General features: G+C 61.0%; 23 protein-coding genes and 1 pseudogene. 16 read left to right on the top strand and 8 right to left on the bottom strand.

The features are described from left to right. Positions 1–41 precede the first annotated feature (41 nt). The 8 genes from livH (at position 42) to ACYSTU_RS12150 (ending at position 6,422) form a co-directional block, all read left to right on the top strand. A complete protein-coding gene (livH, locus tag ACYSTU_RS12185) occupies positions 42–965 on the top strand; it encodes a high-affinity branched-chain amino acid ABC transporter permease LivH (protein WP_016771355.1) in 924 nt (307 codons plus the stop codon). Further along, a complete protein-coding gene (locus tag ACYSTU_RS12180; protein ID WP_130926993.1) occupies positions 962–2,218 on the top strand; it encodes a high-affinity branched-chain amino acid ABC transporter permease LivM in 1,257 nt (418 codons plus the stop codon). Before livH ends, ACYSTU_RS12180 begins: the two co-directional genes overlap by 4 nt. After that, positions 2,215–2,982, top strand: a complete 768-nt coding sequence (gene livG / locus ACYSTU_RS12175) for a high-affinity branched-chain amino acid ABC transporter ATP-binding protein LivG (protein ID WP_016771357.1) — start codon at positions 2,215–2,217, stop codon at positions 2,980–2,982. The genes ACYSTU_RS12180 and livG overlap by 4 nt, the downstream gene beginning before the upstream one ends. Then, complete coding sequence (locus ACYSTU_RS12170) at positions 2,983–3,684, top strand: ABC transporter ATP-binding protein (RefSeq protein ID WP_003222380.1); 702 nt, start codon at positions 2,983–2,985, stop codon at positions 3,682–3,684. It abuts the gene before it with no gap. A gap of 291 nt (positions 3,685–3,975) precedes the next feature. Next, positions 3,976–4,281: a BufA1 family periplasmic bufferin-type metallophore gene (locus ACYSTU_RS12165; RefSeq protein WP_130901036.1), complete on the top strand. Its 306-nt coding sequence runs from the start codon at positions 3,976–3,978 to the stop codon at positions 4,279–4,281. Positions 4,282–4,306: 25 nt separating this feature from the next. Then, positions 4,307–5,194, top strand: coding sequence for an MNIO family bufferin maturase (gene bufB / locus ACYSTU_RS12160; RefSeq protein WP_264364633.1), 888 nt, complete (start codon positions 4,307–4,309; stop codon positions 5,192–5,194). Continuing rightward, entirely contained in the window at positions 5,191–5,949 is a 759-nt protein-coding gene (locus tag ACYSTU_RS12155) for an HvfC/BufC N-terminal domain-containing protein (RefSeq protein WP_498998766.1), read from the top strand. Before bufB ends, ACYSTU_RS12155 begins: the two co-directional genes overlap by 4 nt. Next, positions 5,946–6,422 carry a DoxX family protein gene (locus tag ACYSTU_RS12150; protein WP_136492100.1) on the top strand — a complete coding sequence of 159 codons (477 nt, stop codon included), beginning with the start codon at positions 5,946–5,948 and terminating at the stop codon, positions 6,420–6,422. The genes ACYSTU_RS12155 and ACYSTU_RS12150 overlap by 4 nt, the downstream gene beginning before the upstream one ends. Positions 6,423–6,445: 23 nt before the next feature. On the opposite strand, the gene ACYSTU_RS12145 is transcribed toward ACYSTU_RS12150, so the two are convergent. Beyond that, on the bottom strand, positions 6,446–7,360 hold the full coding sequence (locus tag ACYSTU_RS12145) for a LysR family transcriptional regulator (RefSeq protein ID WP_217879441.1): 915 nt from the start codon (positions 7,358–7,360) through the stop codon (positions 6,446–6,448). A 104-nt stretch (positions 7,361–7,464) separates the two neighbouring features. Between ACYSTU_RS12145 and ACYSTU_RS12140 the strand changes: the two genes are divergently transcribed. The 3 genes from ACYSTU_RS12140 to ACYSTU_RS12130 all read left to right on the top strand — a co-directional run bounded on the left by ACYSTU_RS12140 (position 7,465) and on the right by ACYSTU_RS12130 (position 10,488). Next, positions 7,465–8,064 carry a short chain dehydrogenase gene (locus ACYSTU_RS12140; RefSeq protein WP_498998761.1) on the top strand — a complete coding sequence of 200 codons (600 nt, stop codon included), beginning with the start codon at positions 7,465–7,467 and terminating at the stop codon, positions 8,062–8,064. Positions 8,065–8,124: 60 nt separating this feature from the next. Beyond that, positions 8,125–8,778, top strand: a complete 654-nt coding sequence (locus ACYSTU_RS12135) for a COG3650 family protein (RefSeq protein WP_498998759.1) — start codon at positions 8,125–8,127, stop codon at positions 8,776–8,778. A gap of 96 nt (positions 8,779–8,874) precedes the next feature. Further along, positions 8,875–10,488, top strand: a complete 1,614-nt coding sequence (locus ACYSTU_RS12130) for an NAD(P)/FAD-dependent oxidoreductase (protein ID WP_498998757.1) — start codon at positions 8,875–8,877, stop codon at positions 10,486–10,488. A gap of 135 nt (positions 10,489–10,623) precedes the next feature. On the opposite strand, the gene ACYSTU_RS12125 is transcribed toward ACYSTU_RS12130, so the two are convergent. Next, positions 10,624–11,718, bottom strand: coding sequence for a PLP-dependent cysteine synthase family protein (locus tag ACYSTU_RS12125; RefSeq protein WP_264364629.1), 1,095 nt, complete (start codon positions 11,716–11,718; stop codon positions 10,624–10,626). A 251-nt stretch (positions 11,719–11,969) separates the two neighbouring features. Here ACYSTU_RS12125 and nhaA point away from each other — a divergent pair, with 251 nt between their 5' ends. From nhaA to ACYSTU_RS12100, 5 genes and pseudogenes are all read left to right on the top strand, one after another. After that, positions 11,970–13,154 carry a Na+/H+ antiporter NhaA gene (nhaA, locus tag ACYSTU_RS12120; protein ID WP_122505756.1) on the top strand — a complete coding sequence of 395 codons (1,185 nt, stop codon included), beginning with the start codon at positions 11,970–11,972 and terminating at the stop codon, positions 13,152–13,154. Positions 13,155–13,401: 247 nt separating this feature from the next. Continuing rightward, positions 13,402–13,647, top strand: a pseudogene (locus ACYSTU_RS12115) (colicin E3/pyocin S6 family cytotoxin); the annotation flags it as partial. A gap of 7 nt (positions 13,648–13,654) precedes the next feature. Then, the gene (locus ACYSTU_RS12110; RefSeq protein WP_130926793.1) at positions 13,655–13,906 is read left to right on the top strand and encodes a colicin E3-like toxin immunity protein; all 252 of its coding nucleotides are present in this window, start codon (positions 13,655–13,657) and stop codon (positions 13,904–13,906) included. Further along, a complete protein-coding gene (locus ACYSTU_RS12105) occupies positions 13,907–14,152 on the top strand; it encodes a colicin E3-like toxin immunity protein (RefSeq protein WP_264364628.1) in 246 nt (81 codons plus the stop codon). A 22-nt stretch (positions 14,153–14,174) separates the two neighbouring features. Continuing rightward, a complete protein-coding gene (locus tag ACYSTU_RS12100) occupies positions 14,175–14,426 on the top strand; it encodes a pyocin S6 family toxin immunity protein (RefSeq protein ID WP_136492096.1) in 252 nt (83 codons plus the stop codon). A gap of 73 nt (positions 14,427–14,499) precedes the next feature. Here the strand turns inward: ACYSTU_RS12100 and ACYSTU_RS12095 are convergent, their stop codons facing one another. The 6 genes from ACYSTU_RS12095 to dinG form a co-directional block, all read right to left on the bottom strand. Further along, positions 14,500–14,964 carry an outer membrane lipoprotein gene (locus ACYSTU_RS12095; RefSeq protein ID WP_016771369.1) on the bottom strand — a complete coding sequence of 155 codons (465 nt, stop codon included), beginning with the start codon at positions 14,962–14,964 and terminating at the stop codon, positions 14,500–14,502. 180 nt (positions 14,965–15,144) lie between these two features. Continuing rightward, positions 15,145–15,792, bottom strand: coding sequence for a pyridoxamine 5'-phosphate oxidase (pdxH, locus tag ACYSTU_RS12090; RefSeq protein ID WP_122612613.1), 648 nt, complete (start codon positions 15,790–15,792; stop codon positions 15,145–15,147). 24 nt (positions 15,793–15,816) lie between these two features. Beyond that, a complete protein-coding gene (locus ACYSTU_RS12085; protein WP_207808268.1) occupies positions 15,817–16,920 on the bottom strand; it encodes an OmpA family protein in 1,104 nt (367 codons plus the stop codon). Between the two features lie 113 nt (positions 16,921–17,033). Further along, on the bottom strand, positions 17,034–18,179 hold the full coding sequence (locus tag ACYSTU_RS12080) for a serine hydrolase domain-containing protein (protein ID WP_498998750.1): 1,146 nt from the start codon (positions 18,177–18,179) through the stop codon (positions 17,034–17,036). 210 nt (positions 18,180–18,389) lie between these two features. Beyond that, positions 18,390–20,858 (bottom strand): beta-galactosidase, encoded by a 2,469-nt coding sequence (locus ACYSTU_RS12075; protein WP_498998746.1) that lies wholly within the window; start codon positions 20,856–20,858, stop codon positions 18,390–18,392. Positions 20,859–20,953: 95 nt separating this feature from the next. After that, on the bottom strand, positions 20,954–23,098 hold the full coding sequence (gene dinG, locus ACYSTU_RS12070; protein ID WP_024011911.1) for an ATP-dependent DNA helicase DinG: 2,145 nt from the start codon (positions 23,096–23,098) through the stop codon (positions 20,954–20,956). Positions 23,099–23,162 lie beyond the last annotated feature (64 nt).

Genomic DNA, 23,162 nt, shown 5'->3' with positions numbered 1-23,162 from the left:
CTCCACCAGTGAAATGCGTACAGGTTTTTAGGAGCGCTGTAATGCCTGACCTCTATCACTTCTTCCAACAGCTGGTTAACGGCCTCAACGTTGGCAGCATGTATGCCCTGATCGCCATCGGCTACACGATGGTCTACGGCATCATTGGAATGATCAACTTCGCCCACGGCGAGGTGTACATGATCGGTTCCTACGTGGCCTTCATCGCCATCGCCGGGCTGACCATGATGGGACTCGACAGTGTCCCGCTGTTGATGACTGCGGCGTTCATCGCCAGCATCGTCGTCACCAGTTCCTACGGTTACAGCATCGAACGGATTGCCTACCGTCCCCTGCGCGGCAGCAACCGTCTGATCCCGCTGATTTCTGCCATCGGTATGTCGATCTTCCTGCAGAACACCGTTCTGCTGGCGCAAGACTCCAAGGACAAAGCTATCCCCAACCTGATCCCGGGCAACTTCGCCTTCGGTCCGGGTGGCGCACAAGAAGTGCTGATTTCCTACATGCAGATCGTGGTGTTCGTGGTGACCCTGATCGCCATGCTCGGCCTGACCCTGTTCATCTCCCGTTCCCGTCTGGGCCGCGCCTGCCGCGCCTGTGCCGAGGACATCAAGATGGCCAACCTGCTCGGCATCAACACCAACAACATCATCGCCCTGACCTTCGTCATCGGTGCTGCGCTGGCCGCCGTTGCCGCAGTGCTGCTGAGCATGCAATACGGCGTGATCAACCCCAACGCCGGTTTCCTCGTCGGCCTCAAGGCCTTCACCGCTGCGGTACTGGGCGGCATCGGCAGCATCCCCGGGGCCATGCTCGGCGGGTTGGTGCTCGGTGTAGCGGAAGCGTTCGGTGCCGATATCTTCGGCGACCAGTACAAGGACGTCGTTGCGTTCGGCCTGCTGGTTCTGGTGCTGTTGTTCCGTCCGACCGGCATTCTGGGCCGTCCGGAGGTTGAGAAAGTATGACTAGGAATCTTAAACAGGCACTGTTCAGTGCCTTGCTGGTGTGGGCGGTGGCCTACCCGGTACTGGGTCTGAAACTGACCATCGTCGGCATCAATCTGGAAGTGCACAACACCAGCCCTGCGGTACTCGCGACCATCGCGATCTGCTCGGTGCTGATGTTCCTGCGCGTGCTGTTCAATCAGCAGATCAGCAACGCCTGGCGCTCCTCGCCGGGCATGCCGCTGATCCCGGCCAAGGCCAGCAACTTCCTGACCCTGCCAACCACCCAGCGCTATTTCATCATTGCGCTGATTCTGATCGCCCTGGTCTGGCCGTTCTTCGGCTCCCGTGGCGCGGTGGATATCGCAACGCTGATCCTGATCTACGTGATGCTCGGCCTGGGCCTGAACATCGTCGTCGGTCTGGCCGGTCTGCTCGACCTGGGTTACGTCGGTTTCTACGCCGTCGGCGCCTACAGCTACGCGCTGCTGTCGCATTACTACGGCTTGAGCTTCTGGATCTGCCTGCCGATTGCCGGCCTGATGGCGGCGACGTTCGGCTTCCTGCTGGGCTTCCCGGTGTTGCGTCTGCGTGGCGACTATCTGGCGATCGTTACCTTGGGTTTCGGCGAAATCATCCGTCTGTTCCTGCGTAACCTGACCGACATCACCGGTGGCCCGAACGGCATCAGCAACATCGAAAAACCGACGTTCTTCGGCCTGACCTTCGAGCGCAAAGCCGCCGAAGGCCTGCAGACGTTCCACGAGTATTTCGGCCTGCAATACAACTCGATCAACAAGGTGATCTTCCTTTACCTGGTTGCGCTGTTGCTCGCACTGGCCGCGCTGTTCGTGATCAACCGTCTGCTGCGCATGCCGATCGGTCGCGCATGGGAAGCACTGCGTGAAGACGAAATCGCCTGCCGCGCGTTGGGCTTGAACCCGACTGTGATCAAGCTCTCCGCGTTCACCCTGGGTGCTGCGTTCGCCGGTTTCGCCGGCAGCTTCTTCGCTGCGCGTCAGGGTCTGGTGACGCCCGAGTCGTTCACCTTCATCGAGTCGGCGATCATCCTCGCCATCGTCGTGTTGGGCGGCATGGGCTCGCAACTGGGCGTGATTCTGGCGGCGATCGTGATGATCCTGTTGCCGGAAATGATGCGTGAGTTCAGCGAATACCGCATGTTGATGTTCGGTGCGCTGATGGTGCTGATGATGATCTGGCGTCCACAAGGTCTGCTGCCGATGCAACGCCCACACATGGAGTTGCGCAAATGAGCCGCGAGATCCTTAAAGTCGAAAATCTGAGCATGCGCTTCGGCGGCTTGCTCGCGGTCAACGGCGTGGCGCTGACCGTCAAGGAAAAACAGGTGGTTGCACTGATCGGCCCGAACGGCGCCGGCAAGACCACCGTGTTCAACTGCCTGACCGGCTTCTATCAGCCTACCGGCGGCAGCATCCTGCTCGACGGCGAGCCGATCCAAGGCCTGCCGGGCCACAAGATCGCCCTCAAAGGCGTGGTGCGGACCTTCCAGAACGTGCGTTTGTTCAAGGACATGACCGCGGTCGAGAACCTGTTGATCGCCCAGCACCGTCACTTGAACACCAACTTCCTGTCCGGCCTGTTCAAGACCCCGGCGTTCCGCAAAAGCGAGCGCGAGGCCATGGAATTTGCCGAGTACTGGCTGGAAAAGGTCAACCTCAAAGAGTTCGCCAACCGCACCGCCGGCACCCTCGCCTACGGCCAGCAACGGCGTCTGGAAATCGCCCGCTGCATGATGACCCGCCCTCGGATTCTCATGCTCGACGAACCGGCCGCCGGCCTGAACCCGAAGGAAACCGAAGACCTCAAGGCGCTGATCGGTGTGTTGCGCGAAGAGCACAACGTCACCGTGCTGCTGATCGAACACGACATGAAACTGGTCATGAGCATTTCCGACCACATCGTCGTGATCAACCAGGGCACCCCCCTGGCCGACGGCACGCCGGAACAGATCCGCGACAATCCTGAAGTGATCAAAGCCTACCTGGGGGAAGCGTAAATGCTGCAGTTCGAAAACGTTTCCACCTTCTATGGCAAGATCCAGGCCCTGCACAGCGTCAACGTCGAAGTCCGTCAGGGCGAAATCGTGACGCTGATCGGCGCCAACGGTGCCGGCAAATCCACGCTGCTGATGACGCTGTGCGGTTCGCCGCAGGCGCACAGCGGCAGCATCCGCTACATGGGTGAGGAGCTGGTCGGCCAGGACTCGTCGCAGATCATGCGCAAGAGCATCGCCGTGGTCCCGGAAGGGCGTCGGGTGTTTGCCCGTCTGACCGTGGAAGAAAACCTGTCCATGGGCGGATTTTTCACCGACAAGGGCGACTATCAGGAACAGATGGACAAGGTTCTCGGACTTTTCCCACGCCTGAAAGAACGCTTCAACCAGCGCGGCGGCACCATGTCCGGCGGCGAACAGCAAATGCTCGCCATCGGCCGTGCGCTGATGAGCAAGCCCAAGCTGCTGCTGCTCGACGAGCCATCGCTGGGTCTGGCGCCGATCATCATCCAGCAGATCTTCGACATCATCGAACAGCTGCGCAAGGACGGTGTGACGGTGTTCCTGGTCGAGCAGAACGCCAACCAGGCGCTGAAAATCGCTGACCGCGCCTACGTTCTGGAGAACGGCCGCGTGGTCATGCAAGGCACCGGTGAAGCGCTGCTGACCGATCCGAAAGTACGCGAGGCGTACCTCGGCGGTTGAGTGTTTCCGCTGAATAAAAAACGGCCTTCGGGCCGTTTTTTCATGCCCAAACGAAAAACACCGATCCTCTGTGGGAGCGAGCCTGCTCGCGAAAGCGATGTATCACGCACCAATAATGTTGAATGTCACACCGCCTTCGCGAGCAGGCTCGCTCCCACAGGGATACTGCTGAATCCGAAATTTTTCATAAATTTCTCGCCCCACCTGTAACGCATCCCCCCACCCGTTCTCTAGAGGGACAAGCAAGCGCAAACCGCTTGCAGAAACCCTGATAAAAACTGGAGAAACATCATGACTGCGACTACCCGTACCCTGTCCGCTACCGCCCTGGTTCTGGCCCTCGGTTCCGCTCTGAGCATCGCCACTGTCTCCACCGCCCATGCCGCCGATGCCAACATGGAAAAATGCTTCGGCGTGGCCATGAAGGGTAAGAACGATTGCGCCGCAGGTGCCGGGACTACCTGCGCCGGCACGGCGAAAATGGACTACCAGGCCAACGCCTGGAAGCTCGTTCCGAAAGGCACCTGCGCCACCACCGAAAGCAAAACCTCGCCGACCGGCTTCGGTCAGCTCGAAGCCTTCAAAGCCAAGTCCTGATCCACGGCCTGCCTGAGTGACGCCCATGTTCAGTCATCACGAACCGTCCCTGCCGCGCACTCAGGCAGCTCGCACCGAGCTCCCTGCCCGCGCCGGGCTGGGGCTCAAGACCGGGCACTTCCTCGAAGTGCTCGGCTCCGTACCGGACCTCGGTTTCTTCGAAGTCCACGCCGAAAACTACATGGTGGCCGGCGGCCCGTTTCATCATTTTCTCGGTCTGATTCGCCAACAGTACCCGCTGTCATTGCACGGCGTGGGCCTGTCTATCGGTGGCGAAGGCCCGCTGGACAGCCAGCACCTCAAACGCCTCGCCGAGCTGATCGAGCGCTATCAACCGCAAGCCTTTTCCGAACATCTGGCGTGGTCGAGCCACGGCCCGGTGTTCCTCAATGACCTGCTGCCACTGGCTTACGACACGCCGACGCTGAACCGCGTCTGTGCGCACATCGACCAGGTGCAGAACACTCTGAAACGACCGATGCTGCTGGAGAACCCGGCGACCTATCTGGGGTTTGAGCACTCGACGATCGACGAGGCCGAGTTCATCGGCGAAGTGATCCGCCGCAGCGGCTGCGGCTTGTTGCTCGACGTCAATAATGTCTACGTGTCGTGCATCAATCATCAGCGCGATCCTTTGGCCTACCTTGATGCGTTACCGCTGCACGCAGTCGGCGAGATTCATCTGGCCGGCTTCGCTGAAGATTGCGACAACCTCGGCGATCGCTTGCTGATCGACGATCACGGCGCGCCGGTTGATCAGGCCGTTTGGGATCTGTACCGGCAAGTGCTGCGCCGTATCGGCCCGGTGGCGACGTTGATCGAACGGGATAATCAGGTGCCGGCCTTCGCTGTTTTGCTCGCCGAAGCGCAGCAAGCCGAGACGCTGTTGCGCCAAGCGGAGCGTGCGGCATGAGCACGCAAGCGGACTTCGCAGCCGCCCTGCTCAATGCGCAACTGCCGTATCCCAAGGGCCTGTGCAGCCGCAATGGCGCCGATCCGTCGCGGCGTTTCGCGGTCTATCGCAACAACGTGCAAAGCTCGCTGATCAATGCCCTGGCCGACAGTTATCCGGTGGTGCTGCAATTGGTCGGCGAGGAATTCTTCAGCGCCATGGCGGCGATTTTCGTCCAGAGTCAGCCGCCACACAGTCCGTTGATGAGCCGCTATGGCGAGCACTTCGCCGACTTCATCGCACAATTCGAACCCATTGCCGGCGTGCCTTATGTCGCTGACGTCGCGCGACTGGAGCACTTGCGTACTGTTGCCTACCACGCCGCTGATGCGCAGCCGATCCGGCCTGAACAAGTCAGTGCCGCGCTGGCCGATCCGCAGTCGCTGAGTGAACTGTGTTTCGAACTGCATCCCTCGCTGCACCTGCTCGACTCTGCTTTCGCGGTGGTGGCGATCTGGGCCGCGCATCAGCAGGAGCCAAGTCTGGCGGGCATTGGCCTCAATCAAGGCCAGCATGCCCTGGTGCTGCGCAATGGTCTCGACGTTGAGGTGTTCGCTCTTGAACCGGGTGCGAGCGTGTTCATTGGTCATCTGTTCCAGGGCTCGCCACTGCTCGCGGCGGCAGAAAACAGCCCGCCGTTCGATCTCGCCCAAACCCTCGCCTTACTGATTGCGCACAACGCAATTACCCGTCTGAATTACAAGGAGTTGCCATGAAGGCTTTTATCCTGCGCGTCATCGCGCTGTTCGAAAAAATCCCGCACAGCCTGATCGCCCTCATCGCGCGTTTTTCCATCGCTGCGGTGTTCTGGAAATCCGGGCAAACCAAGGTCGAAGGACTGGCCGTCGATTTGATTGACGGAACCTTTGAACTGGGCTGGCCACGTTTGGCCGATTCGACGATTCCGCTGTTTCAGAGCGAGTACAACCTGCCGCTGTTGTCGCCGGAAATTGCCGCGCATCTGGCGGCGTTTGCCGAGCATGTGTTTCCGCTGCTGATCCTGCTCGGCTTCGCCACACGGTTTTCGGCGCTGGCGCTGCTGGGCATGACCCTGACTATCCAACTGTTTGTCTACCCGGATGCCTACCCGACCCATGGCACCTGGGCGGCGGTGTTGCTGTACCTGATGGCGACCGGGCCGGGCAAATTGTCGATCGATCAGCTGATCGCGCGCCGTTTCGCAAAATAAGATCCCCCCTGTTGGAGATCACATCAGCGCTGGAGTCGATCCAGCGCCTCGCCACTGCGCTTGAACCAGCCCATCAGATAATCCGCGAGCACCTGCGTGCGTTTCGGCAATCCACCCTGATACGGGTGCACCAGATACATCGGCATGCGCCGGGTCTGGTAATCGCGCAGCAACCAGCGCAAGCGGCCGTCCGCCAGTTCCGCTTGCAGGAGATACGACGGCAAACGGGCGATGCCGGCGCCGGACAGCGCTGCTTTCTTCAACAGGCTGTAGTGATTGCTGGCAAACGGACCCGAAACCCGCACCCGCAACAACTCGTGCTGCTGGTGATACAGCCATTCTTCGCGGCCGCTGTAATGGCTGTTGAGCAGGCAACGATGCTCGACCAAGGCATGCGGCGTCGCCGGCTCGCCGAAGCGCTCGAGGTAGGCCGGGCTGGCGCAGGTCATTTCGTGCCACGCCAACAGCGGCCTGGCCACCAGCCGATCGTCATTGGCCACTTCGGCACGAATCGCCAGATCAAAGCCATCGCGGGCCAGATCGCGATAGCTGTTGTTCAGCTCCAACTCGATCTGCACCTGCGGGTATTGCCCGGAAAACTCCAGCAACAAGCCATCGAAGAAGGTCTCGCCGAGCGACACCGGAACCGTCATGCGCACGGGACCGGCCATGTCGTCCTTCAACCGCGCCAACGCCTGCCGTGCGCGTTCGACCTGAACCACCAGCGCCTGAGCCTGCGGCAGCAGCGCCGCCCCCGCCGCCGTCAGGCTCAAGCGCCGGGTCGTGCGTTGCAGCAGCACCACACTGAATTGCGCTTCGAGCTGGCTGATGCGCTTGGAGAGTTGGCCCTTGCTGCAGCCCAACTGCTGCGCGGCCAGGGTAAAACTGCCAGCTTCGATCAGCACGGCAAACGCGGCAAGGTCATCCATTTCGCTCATGGATTGTTTCCATTTGAAAACCAAAGGTTGCCTATTAGTGCGCTTATCCGCAGAAAAAACCACTCTAGACTGAAACCTCATTCGCACACATGAGGTACAGCTCGATGAAAATTCTGTTGATAGGCGCAGGCGGCACTATCGGTTCGGCGGTGGACAAAGAGTTGTCGCAACGCCACGAGGTCATTCGTATCGGTCGCAACAGCGGTGACTTGCAGGTGGATATCAGCGACAGCGCGTCGATCCGCAAGCTGTTCGAACAGACCGGCAAGTTCGATGCCTTGATCTGCGCGGCGGGCAACGTGACGTTTGCAGCGCTGGACGAGATGACAGGGGACAGCTTCGCCCTCGGCCTGAAAGACAAGTTGATGGGCCAGGTCAATCTGCTGCTGATCGGCCGCGAGTTCGCCAATGACGGCGCCTCGTTCACCTTCACCACCGGCGTGCTCAGCCACGACCCGATTCGCAGCGGCGCTTCGGCAGCGCTGGTCAACGGCGCCCTCGACAGCTTCGTCCGCGCCGCCGCCATCGAACTGCCGCGTGGCCTGCGGGTGAACTCGGTGAGCCCGACCGTGCTGACCGAAGCCCTGGGTAAATACGCGCCCTACTTCCGTGGCTTCAAGCCGGTTGCTGCAGCGGAAGTGGCATTGGCCTACGCGAAAAGTGTCGAAGGCCTGCAAACCGGTCAGACGTTTCACGTGAGTTAAGGCCCTTGTGATGAACGGTCAGGCTGCGTAACGTGGCGACACTTGTCTGGAGAGCCAAAGATGCGTGTTGCCCGTTCGTTCGTCCTCGTTGCCCTGCTGCCGATGTTTGCCGCCTGCCAGTTGTTCGACGGCCAGCGTGAAAGTGTGTCCCATGCCGGGCAGACGCGGATGCAGGGGCAACTGACCGCCGCCGACGGCAAACTGGTGTTTCAGCCGTGCCAGGAGCAGCGGCAACTGGTGGTCAACGACATCGGCGGCACCAGCGTCCTGCAAGAAGCCGCCACCCTCGCCGACGAGCAGGGCAAGCTGTTTGCCGATGTGCGCGGCAAGTTTTCCGGCGATCGTCTCGACCTCGGCCAGTTGTATCGCGTCGAGCGCTCGGGCACGGCCTGCGACGATCCGAATTTCAAACTGCTGATCCTGCGCGCCGCCGGCCATGGCCCGGAATGGAACGTCAAGGTCAGCGGCAAAGGCATGGTCATCGAGCGCGACGGCCAGCCGCCGCTGGCCGTGCCGTATGTGGAAGAGCAATTGGGCGACGGCCGCTTCAATCTAAGCAGCGAAGCCAACAACCAGCGCATCGAATTGTGGGTCGCGCCACAGCGCTGCGTCGACAGCAGCACCGGCAGCGTGCAGCACATGAGCGCCGAGTTGCGTATCGACGGTCAGGTGCAGCGCGGCTGCGGCTATTTCGGCGGCGCGCGTAACGACTGATCGTTTTTCCCCCACGGATCCGCTCGCGGCGGCTTATAATCGCCGCCTTCAAACGCCCTGGCGCAGTTGTGCGCCCCGCGAATCCGGATCCCCGCCATGTTACGAATCACCGAACTCAAGCTGCCAATCGACCATCCCGAAGAAGACCTGCGCGTCGCCATCGTGCAACGCCTGGGCATCGCCAGCGATGATCTGCTCGATTTCACCTTGTTCAAGCGCAGCTATGACGCGCGCAAAAAGTCCTCCGAACTGTGCTTCATCTACACCATCGACCTCAACGTGCGCGACGAGGCCAGGGTGCTGGGCAAGTTCGCCGACGACCGTAACGTCAACGTGGCGCCGGATGTCAGCTACAAATTCGTCGGCCAGGCACCGAGCGATCTCGGCCAGCGGCCGATCGTCGTCGGTTTCGGCCCGTGCGGCATCTTCGCCGGCCTGCTGCTGGCGCAGATGGGCTTCAAACCGATCATTCTCGAACGCGGCACCGAAGTCCGTCAGCGCACCAAGGACACCTGGGGCCTGTGGCGCAAAAGCGTGCTCAATCCCGAGTCCAACGTACAGTTTGGCGAAGGCGGCGCGGGCACGTTCTCCGACGGCAAGCTGTACAGCCAGATCAAGGACCCGAAATTCCTCGGCCGCAAAGTCCTGCACGAGTTCGTCAAGGCCGGTGCGCCGGAAGAAATCCTCTACGTCAGCAAGCCGCACATCGGTACGTTCCGCCTGACCGGTATGGTCGAAAACATGCGCGAGCAGATCCGCGAACTGGGCGGTGAAGTGCGCTTCCAGGAGCGCGTCAGCGACGTGCTGATCGAAGATGGCCAACTGGTCGGCGTGCAACTGGCCAGCGGCGAAACCCTGCATTCGAAGCATGTGGTTCTGGCCCTCGGCCACAGTGCCCGCGACACCTTCCGCATGCTCCACAGCCGTGGCGTGTTCATGGAGGCCAAGCCGTTCTCGGTGGGCTTCCGCATCGAACATCCCCAATCGCTGATCGACCGCGCGCGCCTGGGCAAATACGCCGGCCACCCGAAACTCGGCGCTGCCGATTACAAACTGGTGCACCACGCCAAGAATGGGCGTTCGGTCTACAGCTTCTGCATGTGCCCGGGCGGCACCGTGGTCGCGGCGACGTCGGAACCGAATCGCGTGGTCACCAACGGCATGAGCCAGTACTCGCGTAACGAGCGTAATGCCAACTCCGGCATCGTCGTCGGCATCACCCCGGAAGTCGATTATCCGGGCGGCCCGCTCGCCGGTATCGAGTTGCAGGAGCGCCTGGAATCCCACGCGTTCATCCTTGGCGGCAGTGACTACAAGGCTCCCGCGCAACTGGTTGGCGACTTTATCAACGGCAAGCCGTCGACCGAGCTGGGCGAAGTCGAGCCGTCGTACAAGCCGGGCGTGGCGCTGGGCGATCTGGCCTTGGCATTGCCGGATTTTGCCATTGAGGCGATCCGTGAAGCCTTGCCGGCGTTCGAGAAGCAGATTCGCGGTTATTCGCTGCACGACGCCGTGCTGACCGGGATCGAGACGCGCACTTCATCGCCGCTGCGCATCACCCGCAACGAGTCGCTGCAGAGCATGAACGTCAAAGGCCTGTTCCCGGCCGGTGAAGGCGCGGGCTATGCCGGCGGGATTCTCTCGGCGGGTGTCGACGGGATTCGCATTGCCGAGGCAGTGGCTCGCGATATCCTCGGCCTGGAAGCCTGATCCGCATAAGCTGACACAACACAAACCCTGTGGGAGCGAGCTTGCTCGCGAAGTCGCTATTTCAGTCAATGATGATGTTGAATGAGATGACGCCTTCGCGAGCAGGCTCGCTCCCACATTGGTTTTTGCGTTTCTTCAGATGTTGGCGCGCAGCACCGAGGTCGGCAGCGCCTCCCCGCGCTCGGCACTCGCCGCCACTGCTGCAATCAACTCACCCAGTTCGTAACCCTGCGCTTTCAACCATTGCTGGTCGTAATAAGTGTCGGCATAACGCTCGCCGCCATCGCACAGGATCGCCACGATCGACCCAGACTGCCCCGCCGCTTTCATCTGCTGCGCTGCCATCAGCGCACCGATCAGATTGGTCCCGCTCGACCCGCCGACATGCCGCCCCAAACGCTGCGCCAGATAATGCATGGCCGCCAGCGACAAGGCGTCCGGCACCTTGACCATCGCATCGATCACCTTGGGCAGGAACGACGCTTCCACCCGAGGCCGGCCAATGCCTTCTATGCGCGAGCCGCAGTCCAGGCGCAGGCTGGCATCTCCGGTCTGGTAAAAATCGAAGAACACCGAACGCTCGGCATCGGCACACAACACGCGGGTGCAGTGCTGGCGATAGCGCACGTAACGGCCGAGGGTCGCGGTGGTGCCGCCGGTGCCGGGGCTGGAAATCAGCCAGGTCGGCTCAGGGTGTTTTTCGTAGCGCATCTGCTGGAAGATCGACTCGGCGATGTTGTTGTTCGCTCGCCAGTCGGTGGCGCGTTCAGCGTAAGTGAACTGATCGATGAAGTGACCGCCATGCTCGCGGGCCAGGCGCTCGGATTCGGCGTAGATCTGCGTCGGATCCTGCACCAGATGGCTCTGGCCGCCGTAGAAGGCAATCTGGGCAATCTTTTCTTTCGAAGTGGTCGCGGGCATCACCGCGATAAACGGCAAACCGAGCATGCGCGCGAAATACGCTTCGGAAATCGCCGTCGAGCCGCTGGACGCTTCGATCACCGGCGCGCCGGGTTTCAGCCAGCCGTTACACAGCGCGTAAAGGAACAGCGAGCGGGCCAGGCGGTGCTTGAGGCTGCCGGTCGGGTGGCTGGATTCGTCCTTGAAATACAACTCGATGCCGGCAAAACCGGGCAGCGGCAAAGGGATCAGGTGGGTGTCGGCGCTGCGCTGGAAGTCCGCCTCGATGATGCGGATGGCTTCGCGGGCCCACTGTCGGTTGTCGCTCATGGTTTCGGTTCTCGTTGAATCAGCCAGAAGATCGGTCTTCTGAAAAAGGTCTGCCGCAAGCTTAGGAAAAATCCCGCAGGCGGCAAAGATACAGCTGAGTCTCAATGTGTCAGGCAACTGCTAGGCTCAGTGCTGCCCGTACCAGACAGCCTGTAACGACATATAACAAAAAAGAATATAACTTTTGTTTTAACAACTAACGGTACGGGTTAGGGTGTTTCACCTTTTTCTTGATTCGATGGAGAGCGACCTTGCCTCTGCGTAGCACTTTCACGCGTTTCTTTCAGTTGGAAGCCGCCAGCGGTCTGCTATTGATCGCCGCAGCCGTTCTCGCGCTGATCATCAACAACTCACCGCTGTCGTGGCTGTACACCGGCCTGCTCGACACTCCTGTGGTGGCGCAGATCGGTGCGTTGAAAATCGCCAAGCCCCTGCTGCTGTGGATCAACGACGGCCTGATGGCGATGTTCTTCCTGCTGATCGGTCTGGAAGTGAAACGCGAAGTGCTCGACGGCCAATTGTCCAAGCCTTCGCAAATCGTCCTGCCCGGCGCAGCGGCGATCGGCGGCATGCTGGTGCCGGCGCTGATCTACTGGTTCCTCAATCGCGACAACCCCGCGGCCCTGAGTGGCTGGGCCATTCCGACCGCCACCGACATCGCCTTCGCTCTCGGCGTACTGGCCCTGCTCGGCAAACGCGTGCCGGTGTCGCTGAAACTGTTCCTGATGACCCTGGCGATCATCGATGACCTCGGTGCCATCGTCATCATCGCAATCTTCTATTCCGGCGAACTCTCGACCCTGTCCCTCGGCCTGGCGGCTGCGTGCATTGCCGCGCTGGTGGCGATGAACCGGCTCGGCGTGGTCAAGCTCGGGCCGTACATGATCATCGGCCTGATCCTCTGGGTCTGCGTGCTCAAGAGCGGTGTCCACGCGACACTGGCCGGCGTGACCCTGGCTTTCTGCATTCCCCTGCGCACGAAAAACGCCGAGTCGTCGCCGCTGCTGACCCTCGAACACGCGCTGCACCCGTGGGTCGCCTACGGCATCCTGCCGCTGTTCGCCTTCGCCAACGCCGGCCTGTCACTGAGCGGCGTCACCGTCGAAAGCTTCACCCACGACGTACCGATGGGCATCGCCATCGGCCTGCTGCTGGGCAAGACCGTCGGCGTGTTCGGCCTGACTTGGCTGGCGGTCAAGATCGGCATCGCCGCCCTGCCCCAAGGCGCCAACTGGGGCCAGGTCCTCGGCGTCGCGATCCTCTGCGGCATAGGCTTCACTATGAGCCTGTTCGTCGGCTCGCTGGCCTTCGAACCGGGCGTGAGTGATTACGCCGGCATGGATCGCATGGGCATCCTCACCGGCTCGATCCTCGCGGCGGTGATTGGTTATGCGGTGACTGCGGCGGCGAGTCGCAAGAATTCACAACTGCAATAACCCCTGTGGCGAGGGAGCTTGGCCCTCGCCACAGATTCCTCGCCTTACAGTTACGCAGCGAACAATCCCCGCGTCATTAGCGACCCGTCCTACAGCCACACTTTCCCCGCTTCGATAACGTCGTGCAGCCCCTTTCCGAGGGGCTGTCGATGATGAACAAAGGGACGATCAGTGGCGCGGAACAAGGACATTCCCCGGGTGCAAAACCCACCGCAGGGCGACGGACAATACCTATCACCCCGCCCCCGATACGTCGGATATCACAGCCTTTCCCGATTTAAGAAGAGCGAAAAAGAAAACACCGTTCAACGGTGGGCTTAGGGATCGCTGGATCAATGCAAAAGGCCGAATAATTTATGAATGGGACTATTTACACGGCGAGCTTGAAGCCTACCGCGCAAGTGATGGCAGCCATTTAGGCTCTTACGACCACAGAACTGGTGAACAGATAGATCCACTCAAAAAAAACCGTAGTATTAAAAAATATTTATGAGGATTACATGGGACTCAAAGCCAGACTCGAATGGTACGACCAACAAACCGAACTGGGTGAAGGGGAGGAACTGTCGAAAGACCTAGGCGAGGACGGCTCATTAATGGAAGCATTAGGCCTACCGTCGAAAAGCTTCAATAACGGCGGATTTGATGTAAAAGCCGATTGGATCAAGACTCTCCAGCCCCACTTCAAGCATTCAATCCAATTTTCGTCCTACGACTATCAGGTATCGTTTGTTTACCGTGATCAATGGTAGATGGGACTGGAACTGAGATTGGAATGGTACGACACAGCAACCTTGGAGTTTCAGGGGGAAGAGTCGTCAAAAGACCTGGGTGGTGACGAGTCAGTGTTAAACGCCTTGGGGACTCCCGCCGCGGACAACATCAACAATGGCACTTTCAACGTCGCTCAAAATTGGCTCGCCACCATGCAGCCGTATTTTCAACATCAAATCGATTTGAGAGTTCACGACTATCAAATTTCGTTTGACTACGGTTAACAGCCCCGGAAGTATTAGCTCCATGCACTTTCTTTTAATTACCGGTTTTTTCCCTGACGAAGCCCAAGATGACTCCTTGCAATTCGAGCTGGATATCACCGGCAGCGAGATGAATGAAAAAGTGGCTCAGCTCATTGAATCAAAGCCCTTGGATGAGGTGGAACCCGGCGAGCTGTTGTTGACTCAGGATCAGGTAACCGCATTGGAAAACCTACTCAACGTCAGCTTTCCAGAGGGCCTCGAATACTTTATGGGCATCTGCGCCACATACTGAATGAACAATTCACAAGCAAAGAAAAACCCCGACCAGTCACCTGATCGGGGTTTTCTTTTACCCGGCTTCTCGTTTAGTGCGAAACGCGGCTGGTTCCGCCAACGGTGGAAATCCGTACCCGCTCGCCAACGCGGAATACTTCATTTTCCTGAACCTGCTGCACATAGGCGCGCATGCTGCCGTCGTCTTCGCGGACGGTGATTTCCACGCCCTGGGTGCGGGTCAGGCCTTCTTCGGTGGCCGAGCCAAGCAGGCCGCCAGCCACTGCACCGATGACCGCAGCAACGATGCTGCCCTTGCCGCCGCCGATGGCGCTACCGCCGACGCCGCCGACCACTGCGCCTGCTGCGCCGCCGATCGGGGTCTTGGTGCCTTCGATTTTTACCGGGCGCAGGGATTCGATGGTGCCCATGCGAATCGTCTGTACACGACGCGCTTCGTCACGGGAGTAGGAGTCGCCGGTGAGGCTCGATTGGCAGCCGGTCAGCAACATCGCCATCGTCGAAAAAGAAGCAACCAGCAGAACAGACTTACGCATAGCATCAACTCCAAAAGAACATGTGTTCATTAAACCCCGTGGCCTGGCGCCTGTCACGACACCATCCGGATAAAATTGGCTTCCATTCAGGCTTGGTACAGATGCCCGCGAGCGTCCACTCAAGGTAGCGTCAAATCAGCGATCCTGCGCCATCCGCGTTTATCTCGCTCGGTAGACTGCTCAGGGTGCCAGTCGTTCCAGAATCCACTCGGTGCCCTGGAGGCGGTAGTTGAGGCGATCGTGCAGGCGGCTCGGCCTGCCCTGCCAGAACTCGATGCGCTCGGGCAACAAGCGGTAACCACCCCAATGTTCCGGGCAGTGCGGCTGGCTGTCGCTGAAGCGTTGCTCGGTGGCCTTGAGCAAATCTTCCAGTTCGCCACGACCGTTGATAACCCGGCTCTGCGGCGAGGCCCAGGCGCCGAGGCGGCTGCCCAGCGGGCGCACCTGATAATACGCGTCGGACTCTTGCGCCGTGACCTTGACCACCCGCCCCTCGATGCGCACCTGGCGCTCCAGGGTTGGCCAGAAGAAGGTCATGGCGGCAAACGGGTTGGCCGCCAGATGCTGGCCCTTGGCGCTGTCGTAGTTGGTGAAGAAGGTGAAGCCCTGCTCGTCCAGGCCCTTGAGCAACAAAATGCGGCAATGCGGACGACCGTCGGCATCGACCGTGGCCAGGGTCATGGCATTGGCTTCTACCGGCGCCTGCTCGGTTTTCACCGCATCGGCGAACCACTGGTGAAACAGCGCAAACGGCTCGGTCGGGGCTTGCGCCTCGGTCAAACCGTCACGGGTGTAGTCGCGACGCATATCGGCCAGAGCCTGGGTCATGGCGGATTCCTTTTCGTTAGCGGATCACTTCTTGGCAGCGTCGGCTGCGGCGACTTTCTTGTCGGTCGCGGCGGCTTTGGCTGGTGCAGTCTTTTTCGCCGGAGCCTTGGCCGGGGCCTTCTTCGCCGGAGCCTTGGCAGCGGTTTTCTTGGCTGGCGCTTTTTTCGCCGCAGGGGCAGCTGCTTTCTTGGCAGCAGGCGCTGGGGTGGCGGGTTTGGCCACTGGCTTGACGTCTTGCGCAGCAACCATCGTCACCGGCTTCGGCGCTGGCATGTTGTATTTGCTCAGCAGCGCAACCATGGTGTTTTGCGGCGTCACCAGCAGTTCGACACGACGGTTCAAGGCACGGCCTTCAACGCTGTCGTTGGCCGCACGCGGCGCTTCGGAACCCATGCCGCGCAGCATCAGGCGATCACGTTGCAAGCCGCTGAGGCGGAAGATCGCCGCCACCGATTGCGCACGTTCCTGACTCAGCTTGACGTTGGCCGGCGCAGCACCGCTGGTGTCACTGTGACCGAGCACCAGCACCGCGGTTTTCGGATCGGCTTCAAGGATTTTTGCCACGCGAGTGAACGGGCCAAGGGTGACCGGCAGCAGCATCGCCGGGCGGTCCGGATTGAACGAGCCTTCGACCGGCGCCGTCACTACCAGTACGTTGTCGCGACGCTCGAGTTGCAGATTGCTGTCCTTCACCGCTTCACGCAGACGCGGCTCGTAGTCGTCGAGCCAGGCCTGAGTCACCTTCGGATCGGGCATCGGCACGGCTTTGGCGGTTGGCTGATCCTTGCCGCCGAACGGCCACCACCATTTGCCATTGGACTGCGCCTCGGCTTTGGCCACCTCGACCGGTTTGGCTTCAGGTTTGACCTCGGCTTTCAGATCAGCCTTGACCGCTTCGTCGCTGGAACCGAACGGCCAGTACCACGGGTTGCTGCTCTCAGCCTTGGCCACTGGCGCAGTCGCCGCAGGTTTCAGCGGAGCCGGGACCGGAGCCGGATCCTTAGCCGCAACTTTGTCGGAAGAACCGAACGGCCACCAACTGCCGCCATCTGCATCGTTTTTCGGAGTCTGTGCGCAACCGGATATCGCTACACACAGGGCCAGGGCGAGGGTCTTTTTAGATGACATTGAAAATCCACAAAATGAAGTAATGAAAAATCAGAGCACTTTCGCCCGGATAAACAGCCGTTTTGAAACGAAAATCCCTTCGAGGTTCCGACCCTGGAACCTCTGTTGAAGCTTTACAGACAAGTGGCAAGCACCCGCGCCAGCTTTTGCGCGCGCGGATCCATCAAAACATAAGGCCCCAGGGTATTTGTCACGAAACCGAAAGCCACATCGTGCTCAGGATCAGCAAAACCGATCGAGCCGCCCGCTCCCGGATGACCGAACGCGCGTGGGCCGAGGCCGTAGGTGGCGTTGGGCACGTCCGGTTGATCGAGCATGCAGCCGAGGCCGAAACGGGTGCGCGTGAGCAAGGTCTTGTCGTCGCCAAGGCTGTGCTCGCGGGTCAGCTCTTCGAGCATCTCGCTCTCGAGCAGGCTGCCGTCGAGCAGGCCGGCATAGAACCCGGAGAGACTGCGCGCGTTACCGTGGCCGTTGGCCGCCGGTTGCTGCATGCGTCGCCATTCCGGCTTGTTGGTGCTGGTCAGCACGGACGGCGGATTGGTGAAGGCGCGAGTAGTCATGGCAGTCGGTTCGCGCATGGTCACTTGCAGCAGACGCTGGGCCGCAGCGTCGCCGGCGTTGCCCTTGCCACGGGCGATGTGCGCCACGCGATGAAACTCTTCGTCGGCCAGGCCCACGTGGAAATCCAGGCCCAACGGTTTGGCGACCCGAGCGACGATCGACTCGCCCGGCCCACGACCGTCGGCGCGGCGCAGCAATTCGCCGACCAGCCAGCCGTAGGTGATCGCGGCATAACCGTGACCGGTGCCCGGCGTCCACCACGGTGCTTCGGCCGCGAGGGCGTCGACCATGGTTTGCCAGTCGTAAAGGGCTTCAGGCGCGAGTAGTTCGCGCAGCGCCGGCAGGCCGGCCTGATGGCAGAGCAATTGGCGCAGGGTGACGGATTCTTTGCCGGCGGCGGCGAATTCCGGCCAGTAGCGGGCAACCGGGGCGTCGAGTTGCAACTTGCCTTCAGCGACCAGTTGCAGCGCGGTAACGGCGGTGAAGGTCTTGGTGCAGGAGAACAGGTTGGCGATGGTGTCGCTGTGCCAGGCTTCGGCGCCGTCCTTGTCGGCAGTACCGGACCAGAGGTCGAGGACGGTTTCTCCACCGACCTTGATGCACAGGGCTGCGCCGCGTTCCTGGGGATCGTCGAACAGTGCGGCGAAAGCCTCGCGCACCGCTTCGAATTGAAGCTCGTAATGTCCCTGAATCTGCACCCGCAACTCCCCCGCGAAAACGCTCTACAAAGTGGCCCGCATTGTTCCAGCCCTTGAGGGATTTGGGAACAGGCGCGGGCCAGACGGTTGATCGGCAATTTGTGTTGATCCCTTCGCGAGCAGGCTCGCTCCCACACTGGATCTCAACAGCAGCGCAGATCCCCTGTGGGAGCGAGCCTGCTCGCGAAGAACGATAACGCGGTCTGAAACCTAGTGACCATTCCCCGAATGCCCACCCGCCTGCGCGGCCCCCGGCGCTTTGCCAGCCTCGGCCTTGCGCCCGCCTTCCACTTCCGCCGCCGGGGTTTTCTGCGCCTCCTTGCCCAACTGCTCCAGCGCCTGCAGATTGCTCTTACGCACCGCCTCGACAAAACCCTGATACGGCAGGTCAGTGACCCCGACCAGACCGAAATGGCCGTTCTCGCCGTCGAGCAAACGCCCGGTCACCGGTTGGTCGAGGTACTGAAACCAGTGCACGCCGACAATCGACGGTTCGCTCAGCGCCTGTTTGAGGAAGTTGGCATAGGCCGGGCCGCGATCTTCTTCCTTGGCCAGCTGCGTCACGCCGCCCCAGAACGGGCCTCGGTCGGCCGAGCCGAAGTTGAATTCAGTGATCAGCACCGGTTTGTCCAGCGCTGCCAGCGCGGCGAAGTCATAGCCGTCCTGCGGCTTGAGCGTGTACATGTTGAAGCTCAACACATCGCAGTACTGCGCGCAGGAGGCCACGGCTTCAGGCGTACTGGTGGCGAAACGACCACCCAGGAGCATCTGGTTCGGCGCGTGCCATTTCAGCGAATCGGAAATGGTCTTGAAATAGGAATCGGCGAAGACCTTCTGGAAGTATTTGAAATCCGCTTCGATCTCCGGATGCTCCGGGTTCGGCAGTGGCGGCACGAAGCCTGGATCTTCCATCAACTCCCACGCCGGTAGCTCGATACCCCAGGCTTTGGACAGCCCGGCCTGATTGCGGTACTTGTCACGCAATTGCTTGAGAAAGGCGCGTTTGGCCGGCACGTCGGTGGTCATTTTCAACGTGCCGTAGGCCAGCGCGTAGCGAGCCTTTGGATCGTCGCCAGGGCCTGCCCAGGCCAGTTCGTTGTCGGCGTAATAACCGATCAGCCACGGATCGTCACGGTGATCGCGGGCGGCAATGGCCACGGCGCGCTCGGTGGCCATGGCGAAACGCGGATCGAACGGATCCGGCATGCCGCCCCACCAATCGCTGCCGGTGCTGATGCTGGTGTAATCGCCGACGATCGACAGCGGCAAGGTGTACGGCACGCGCTCAGCATCCGCCAGCGACGGCGCGCTCCAGTTGCCCACCGTGTTGAAGCCCCAGGCTTGCAGCCGATCGAGGGTATGCCGGGTCCAGCGTTCTTCATCAATTCTGGCTGTGCACGGAGCGGTTTCCTCGCTGGACGCTTGCACCGCATCGGTCTGCGCCGCTTCGGCAATACCGGATTTTGGCTCAGCAGGCACCGCTGCGGTTTCAGCAGCCTGCACCGAGCCGGCCTCAGCCGCCCCCGCCTTCGCCGCTTCGGCAATCCCGGCCTTGTTGTCGCTGTCGGCCTTGCACGGTTCGCCGTACAGGCGTTGCAGATTGGCGCCATAGAAGTCGTACCAGCGGCCGTTGCCGTAGCCACGGCCCTGATCGGCACCGTTGCCGCCACGGTTGTCGCCCTCGCCGAAATGCGCGGCCAGCGGGTCGTCGTTCTTCGGCAACGATTCGAACATGTACTCACGACCAGCCACGTAGGTCTGGTTGACTTGCGGGCTGACGGTGTTGACGCCCAGCGAATAGAACGGGTGGCCTTCAGGGGTCACCAGATACCAGCGGCCATCACGTTTTTCCGTGCGGAAGAAGCCGCTGGCCTTGAACGCCGGGCCCTTGTTCCAGCCGCCGAACTTGTCCAGCGAAGCCTTTTCACGCTCGGCCAGCCACGTATTCAGCTGTTGCTGCTCTTTGCTGGCGGCGCTTTTCAGTTGTTCGTCGCTGCTGACTTTTTCCGGCCATTTACTGCGGGTTGACTGCCCGTATGCGTCGACCAGATTACCGTACACCGCGCGCGTCACCGACTCGCCGTCCTGCACGCCGAAACGCTCGAGCAACAGGCTCTGCGCAACTTTCGGCTGATCCATCGACAGACTTACCGAAACCACCTGGCTGCGATCGATCTCGCCGGTGCTGCTGGCCAGCAGGATGCGTTGGCCATCGACGGTCATCGGCATCGGCGGCCCGGCTTTCATGCCTTGGCTCAGCGGCGTCGACGCCACCAGCGGCACCAGCAAGGTTTGCGCGGGGCCAGCCGGCAGATCGACGCGGCTGACCAGGGTGCGGCCGTCGTTGCTCTGGATCTGCACATAAACCGTCACCGCCCAGTTCATCGCACTCTGCAGACGCAGAGTCATCATGCCGGACTGCGACCAGTCCCAAGCGCCGGTCTGTGGGGTCAGGCGCAAGGTCGGGCGGGCGACCGGGTTGAACGTCACCCGGCGCAGCACTTCGCCTTCCGCGGTCTGTTCGGCATTGGCCTGCGGCAGGTCGGCGTTTTCCGTGGCGACCTTGACCACGTCGGCCGGGCGCACGAAGTTGAACAGCGTCTGCTGACCGGCAGGGGCCGCCAGCAACGGCGCGGCAAAGATCAAGGCGAAAACAGCGGGCAACGAACGGCGGATCATAAGAACGGAGTTCTCCCTAACGACCAGTCAAGGCCAGTGGAAAAGCGGTGGCAGAGAGATAGACAACGCGGCGGGCCAATCGGCCCACCCGTGTCTCAGGATATTTCACGACGGAAAGGAGGCAACGCATTGAGGATCGCCTTGCCGTAGCGCTGGGTGACCAGACGCCGGTCGAGCAAGGTGATGGTGCCGCGGTCTTCTTCGGTGCGCAGCAGACGCCCGCAGGCCTGAACCAGTTTCAGCGAGGCATCGGGCACTGAGATTTCCATGAACGGATTGCCGCCACGCGCCTCAATCCACTCCGACAACGCGGCCTCGACCGGATCATCGGGCACCGAGAACGGAATCTTGGCGATCACCACGTGCTCGCAGTAGGCACCCGGCAAATCGACACCCTCGGCAAAACTGGCCAGCCCGAACAGCACACTGGAATCACCGCCATCGACTCGCGCCTTGTGCTTGTTGAGGGTTTCCTGTTTCGACAGGTTGCCCTGAATGAACACTTGCTTGCGCCAGTCGCGGTCGAGACCGTCGAACACGTCCTGCATTTGCTTGCGCGAGGAGAACAGCACCAGCGTGCCACGGGAACCTTCGACCAGATCCGGCAGTTCGCGAATGATCGCCGCCGTGTGAGCAGCGGCATCGCGCGGGTCGGCCTTCAGGTCCGGCACGCGCAGCACGCCGGCATCGGCATGATGAAACGGGCTCGGCACCACCGCCGTGACAGCTTTTTTCGGCAGACCGGCGCGCATGCGGAAACGGTCGAAAGTGCCCAGCGCCGTCAGCGTCGCCGACGTCACCAGGCAGCCGTAAGCGACATTCCACAAACTGCGACGCAAGGTTTCCGCCGCCAGAATCGGGCTGGCGTTGACCTCGATATCGAACAGCGACCCGCTTTCGGCCAGGGTCAGCCAGCGCGCCATGGGCGGGCTGTCTTCCGGGTCTTCGGCGGTGAACGCGGTCCACAATTCCCAGTTGCCGGAAGCGCGGGACAACAGGCTGCCGAACAGCGGATACCATTCTTCGGCCTGATTGCTGGCGATGCCGATATTGACCTCACCGTCCATGCCTTCCTTGAGCAGGTCGGTCAGGCGCTGGAACAGGTCGTTAAGGCGCGAATAGCCTTTTTTCAGCTCGATGCCCATCTCGCGCATGTCCTCGGGAATCACCCCGCCGACAAAGCGATGACGCGGTCGCTCGCGGCCTTCGACGTCTTCGCCGGGTTTGAAATCGGCGATCTGCTCGCAGGCGGTGAACATGAACTGCTGTTGGGTCTTGATCTCCCGCGCCAGCTCGGGCACCTGCTCGATCAGCTTGCCGAGATCACCCGGCAACGGATGCTGTGCGAGCAGTTTGGTCAGATTCTTCGCGGTGGTCTCCAGCCAGTCGGCAGTGGAGCGCAGGCGTGTGTAATGAGCGAAGTGGCCGATGGCCTTGTCCGGCAAATGGTGACCTTCGTCGAACACGTAAATGGTGTCGCGCGGGTCCGGCAGCACGGCGCCGCCGCCCAATGCCAGATCCGCCAGGACCATATCGTGGTTGGTGACGATCACGTCAACCTTGCCCATGCCCTCGCGAGCCTTGTAGAAGGCGCACTGCCCGAAGTTCGGGCAATGACGGTTGGTGCACTGGCTGTGATCGGTGGTCAGGCGCGCCCAGTCGGCGTCTTCCAGCGCGTTCGGCCAGCTGTCGCGGTCGCCGTCCCATTTATTGCCGGCGAGCTTTTCGATCATGCTGGTGAACAGCTTCTGACTGGCCTCGTCGACTTCGATCTTGAAGCCTTCTTCCTCGAACAACTGCGCGGTGGCGGTTTGCGCGTGGCCTTCCTGCAAGAGCATGTCGAGCTTGGACAGGCACATGTAGCGGCCACGGCCCTTGGCCAGGGCGAAACTGAAATTCAGCCCGCTGTTGCGCATCAGGTCGGGCAGATCCTTGTAGACGATCTGCTCTTGCAGGGCGACGGTCGCGGTGGCAATCACCAGACGCTTGCCGGCCAGTTTCGCCGTAGGGATCGCCGCCAGGCTGTAGGCCACCGTCTTGCCGGTACCGGTGCCGGCTTCCACCGCGACAATCGCGGGGTCGCCACTGCGCCGGCCTTCGTCATCGGTGTCGATATCCCCGAGGACCTTGGCGATTTCGGCGATCATCAGGCGCTGGCCGTAACGCGGCTTGAGGCTCTTGGCCTCTAGAAAACGCGAATAGGCGCCCTGGATCGTGGTTTTGAGTTCAGTGCTGATCATTGAGTGTCGGGCGCTGGAAACGCTGGATAAATTTTCAGTAGTTTGGTTCGGCGGCTATCATACC

This window comes from Pseudomonas glycinis (assembly GCF_054871425.1).
The sequence above is the reverse complement of the archived record's forward strand: the minus strand, read 5'-3'. Positions and strand labels throughout refer to the sequence as shown.

What these genes read in the sequence shown, in the direction of transcription:
- ACYSTU_RS12145 (WP_217879441.1), bottom strand. Translation starts at nt 7,360, where the DNA reads ATGAGCGAAATGGATGACCTTGCCGCGTTTGCCGTGCTGATCGAAGCT.
- livG (WP_016771357.1), top strand. Translation starts at nt 2,215, where the DNA reads ATGAGCCGCGAGATCCTTAAAGTCGAAAATCTGAGCATGCGCTTCGGC.
- ACYSTU_RS12155 (WP_498998766.1), top strand. Translation starts at nt 5,191, where the DNA reads ATGAGCACGCAAGCGGACTTCGCAGCCGCCCTGCTCAATGCGCAACTG.
- ACYSTU_RS12150 (WP_136492100.1), top strand. Translation starts at nt 5,946, where the DNA reads ATGAAGGCTTTTATCCTGCGCGTCATCGCGCTGTTCGAAAAAATCCCG.
- dinG (WP_024011911.1), bottom strand. Translation starts at nt 23,098, where the DNA reads ATGATCAGCACTGAACTCAAAACCACGATCCAGGGCGCCTATTCGCGT.
- ACYSTU_RS12170 (WP_003222380.1), top strand. Translation starts at nt 2,983, where the DNA reads ATGCTGCAGTTCGAAAACGTTTCCACCTTCTATGGCAAGATCCAGGCC.
- ACYSTU_RS12135 (WP_498998759.1), top strand. Translation starts at nt 8,125, where the DNA reads ATGCGTGTTGCCCGTTCGTTCGTCCTCGTTGCCCTGCTGCCGATGTTT.
- bufB (WP_264364633.1), top strand. Translation starts at nt 4,307, where the DNA reads ATGTTCAGTCATCACGAACCGTCCCTGCCGCGCACTCAGGCAGCTCGC.
- ACYSTU_RS12100 (WP_136492096.1), top strand. Translation starts at nt 14,175, where the DNA reads ATGCACTTTCTTTTAATTACCGGTTTTTTCCCTGACGAAGCCCAAGAT.
- ACYSTU_RS12085 (WP_207808268.1), bottom strand. Translation starts at nt 16,920, where the DNA reads ATGTCATCTAAAAAGACCCTCGCCCTGGCCCTGTGTGTAGCGATATCC.
- ACYSTU_RS12075 (WP_498998746.1), bottom strand. Translation starts at nt 20,858, where the DNA reads ATGATCCGCCGTTCGTTGCCCGCTGTTTTCGCCTTGATCTTTGCCGCG.
- ACYSTU_RS12140 (WP_498998761.1), top strand. Translation starts at nt 7,465, where the DNA reads ATGAAAATTCTGTTGATAGGCGCAGGCGGCACTATCGGTTCGGCGGTG.
- ACYSTU_RS12125 (WP_264364629.1), bottom strand. Translation starts at nt 11,718, where the DNA reads ATGAGCGACAACCGACAGTGGGCCCGCGAAGCCATCCGCATCATCGAG.
- livH (WP_016771355.1), top strand. Translation starts at nt 42, where the DNA reads ATGCCTGACCTCTATCACTTCTTCCAACAGCTGGTTAACGGCCTCAAC.
- ACYSTU_RS12165 (WP_130901036.1), top strand. Translation starts at nt 3,976, where the DNA reads ATGACTGCGACTACCCGTACCCTGTCCGCTACCGCCCTGGTTCTGGCC.
- ACYSTU_RS12110 (WP_130926793.1), top strand. Translation starts at nt 13,655, where the DNA reads ATGGGACTCAAAGCCAGACTCGAATGGTACGACCAACAAACCGAACTG.
- ACYSTU_RS12180 (WP_130926993.1), top strand. Translation starts at nt 962, where the DNA reads ATGACTAGGAATCTTAAACAGGCACTGTTCAGTGCCTTGCTGGTGTGG.
- ACYSTU_RS12130 (WP_498998757.1), top strand. Translation starts at nt 8,875, where the DNA reads ATGTTACGAATCACCGAACTCAAGCTGCCAATCGACCATCCCGAAGAA.
- pdxH (WP_122612613.1), bottom strand. Translation starts at nt 15,792, where the DNA reads ATGACCCAGGCTCTGGCCGATATGCGTCGCGACTACACCCGTGACGGT.
- ACYSTU_RS12105 (WP_264364628.1), top strand. Translation starts at nt 13,907, where the DNA reads ATGGGACTGGAACTGAGATTGGAATGGTACGACACAGCAACCTTGGAG.
- ACYSTU_RS12095 (WP_016771369.1), bottom strand. Translation starts at nt 14,964, where the DNA reads ATGCGTAAGTCTGTTCTGCTGGTTGCTTCTTTTTCGACGATGGCGATG.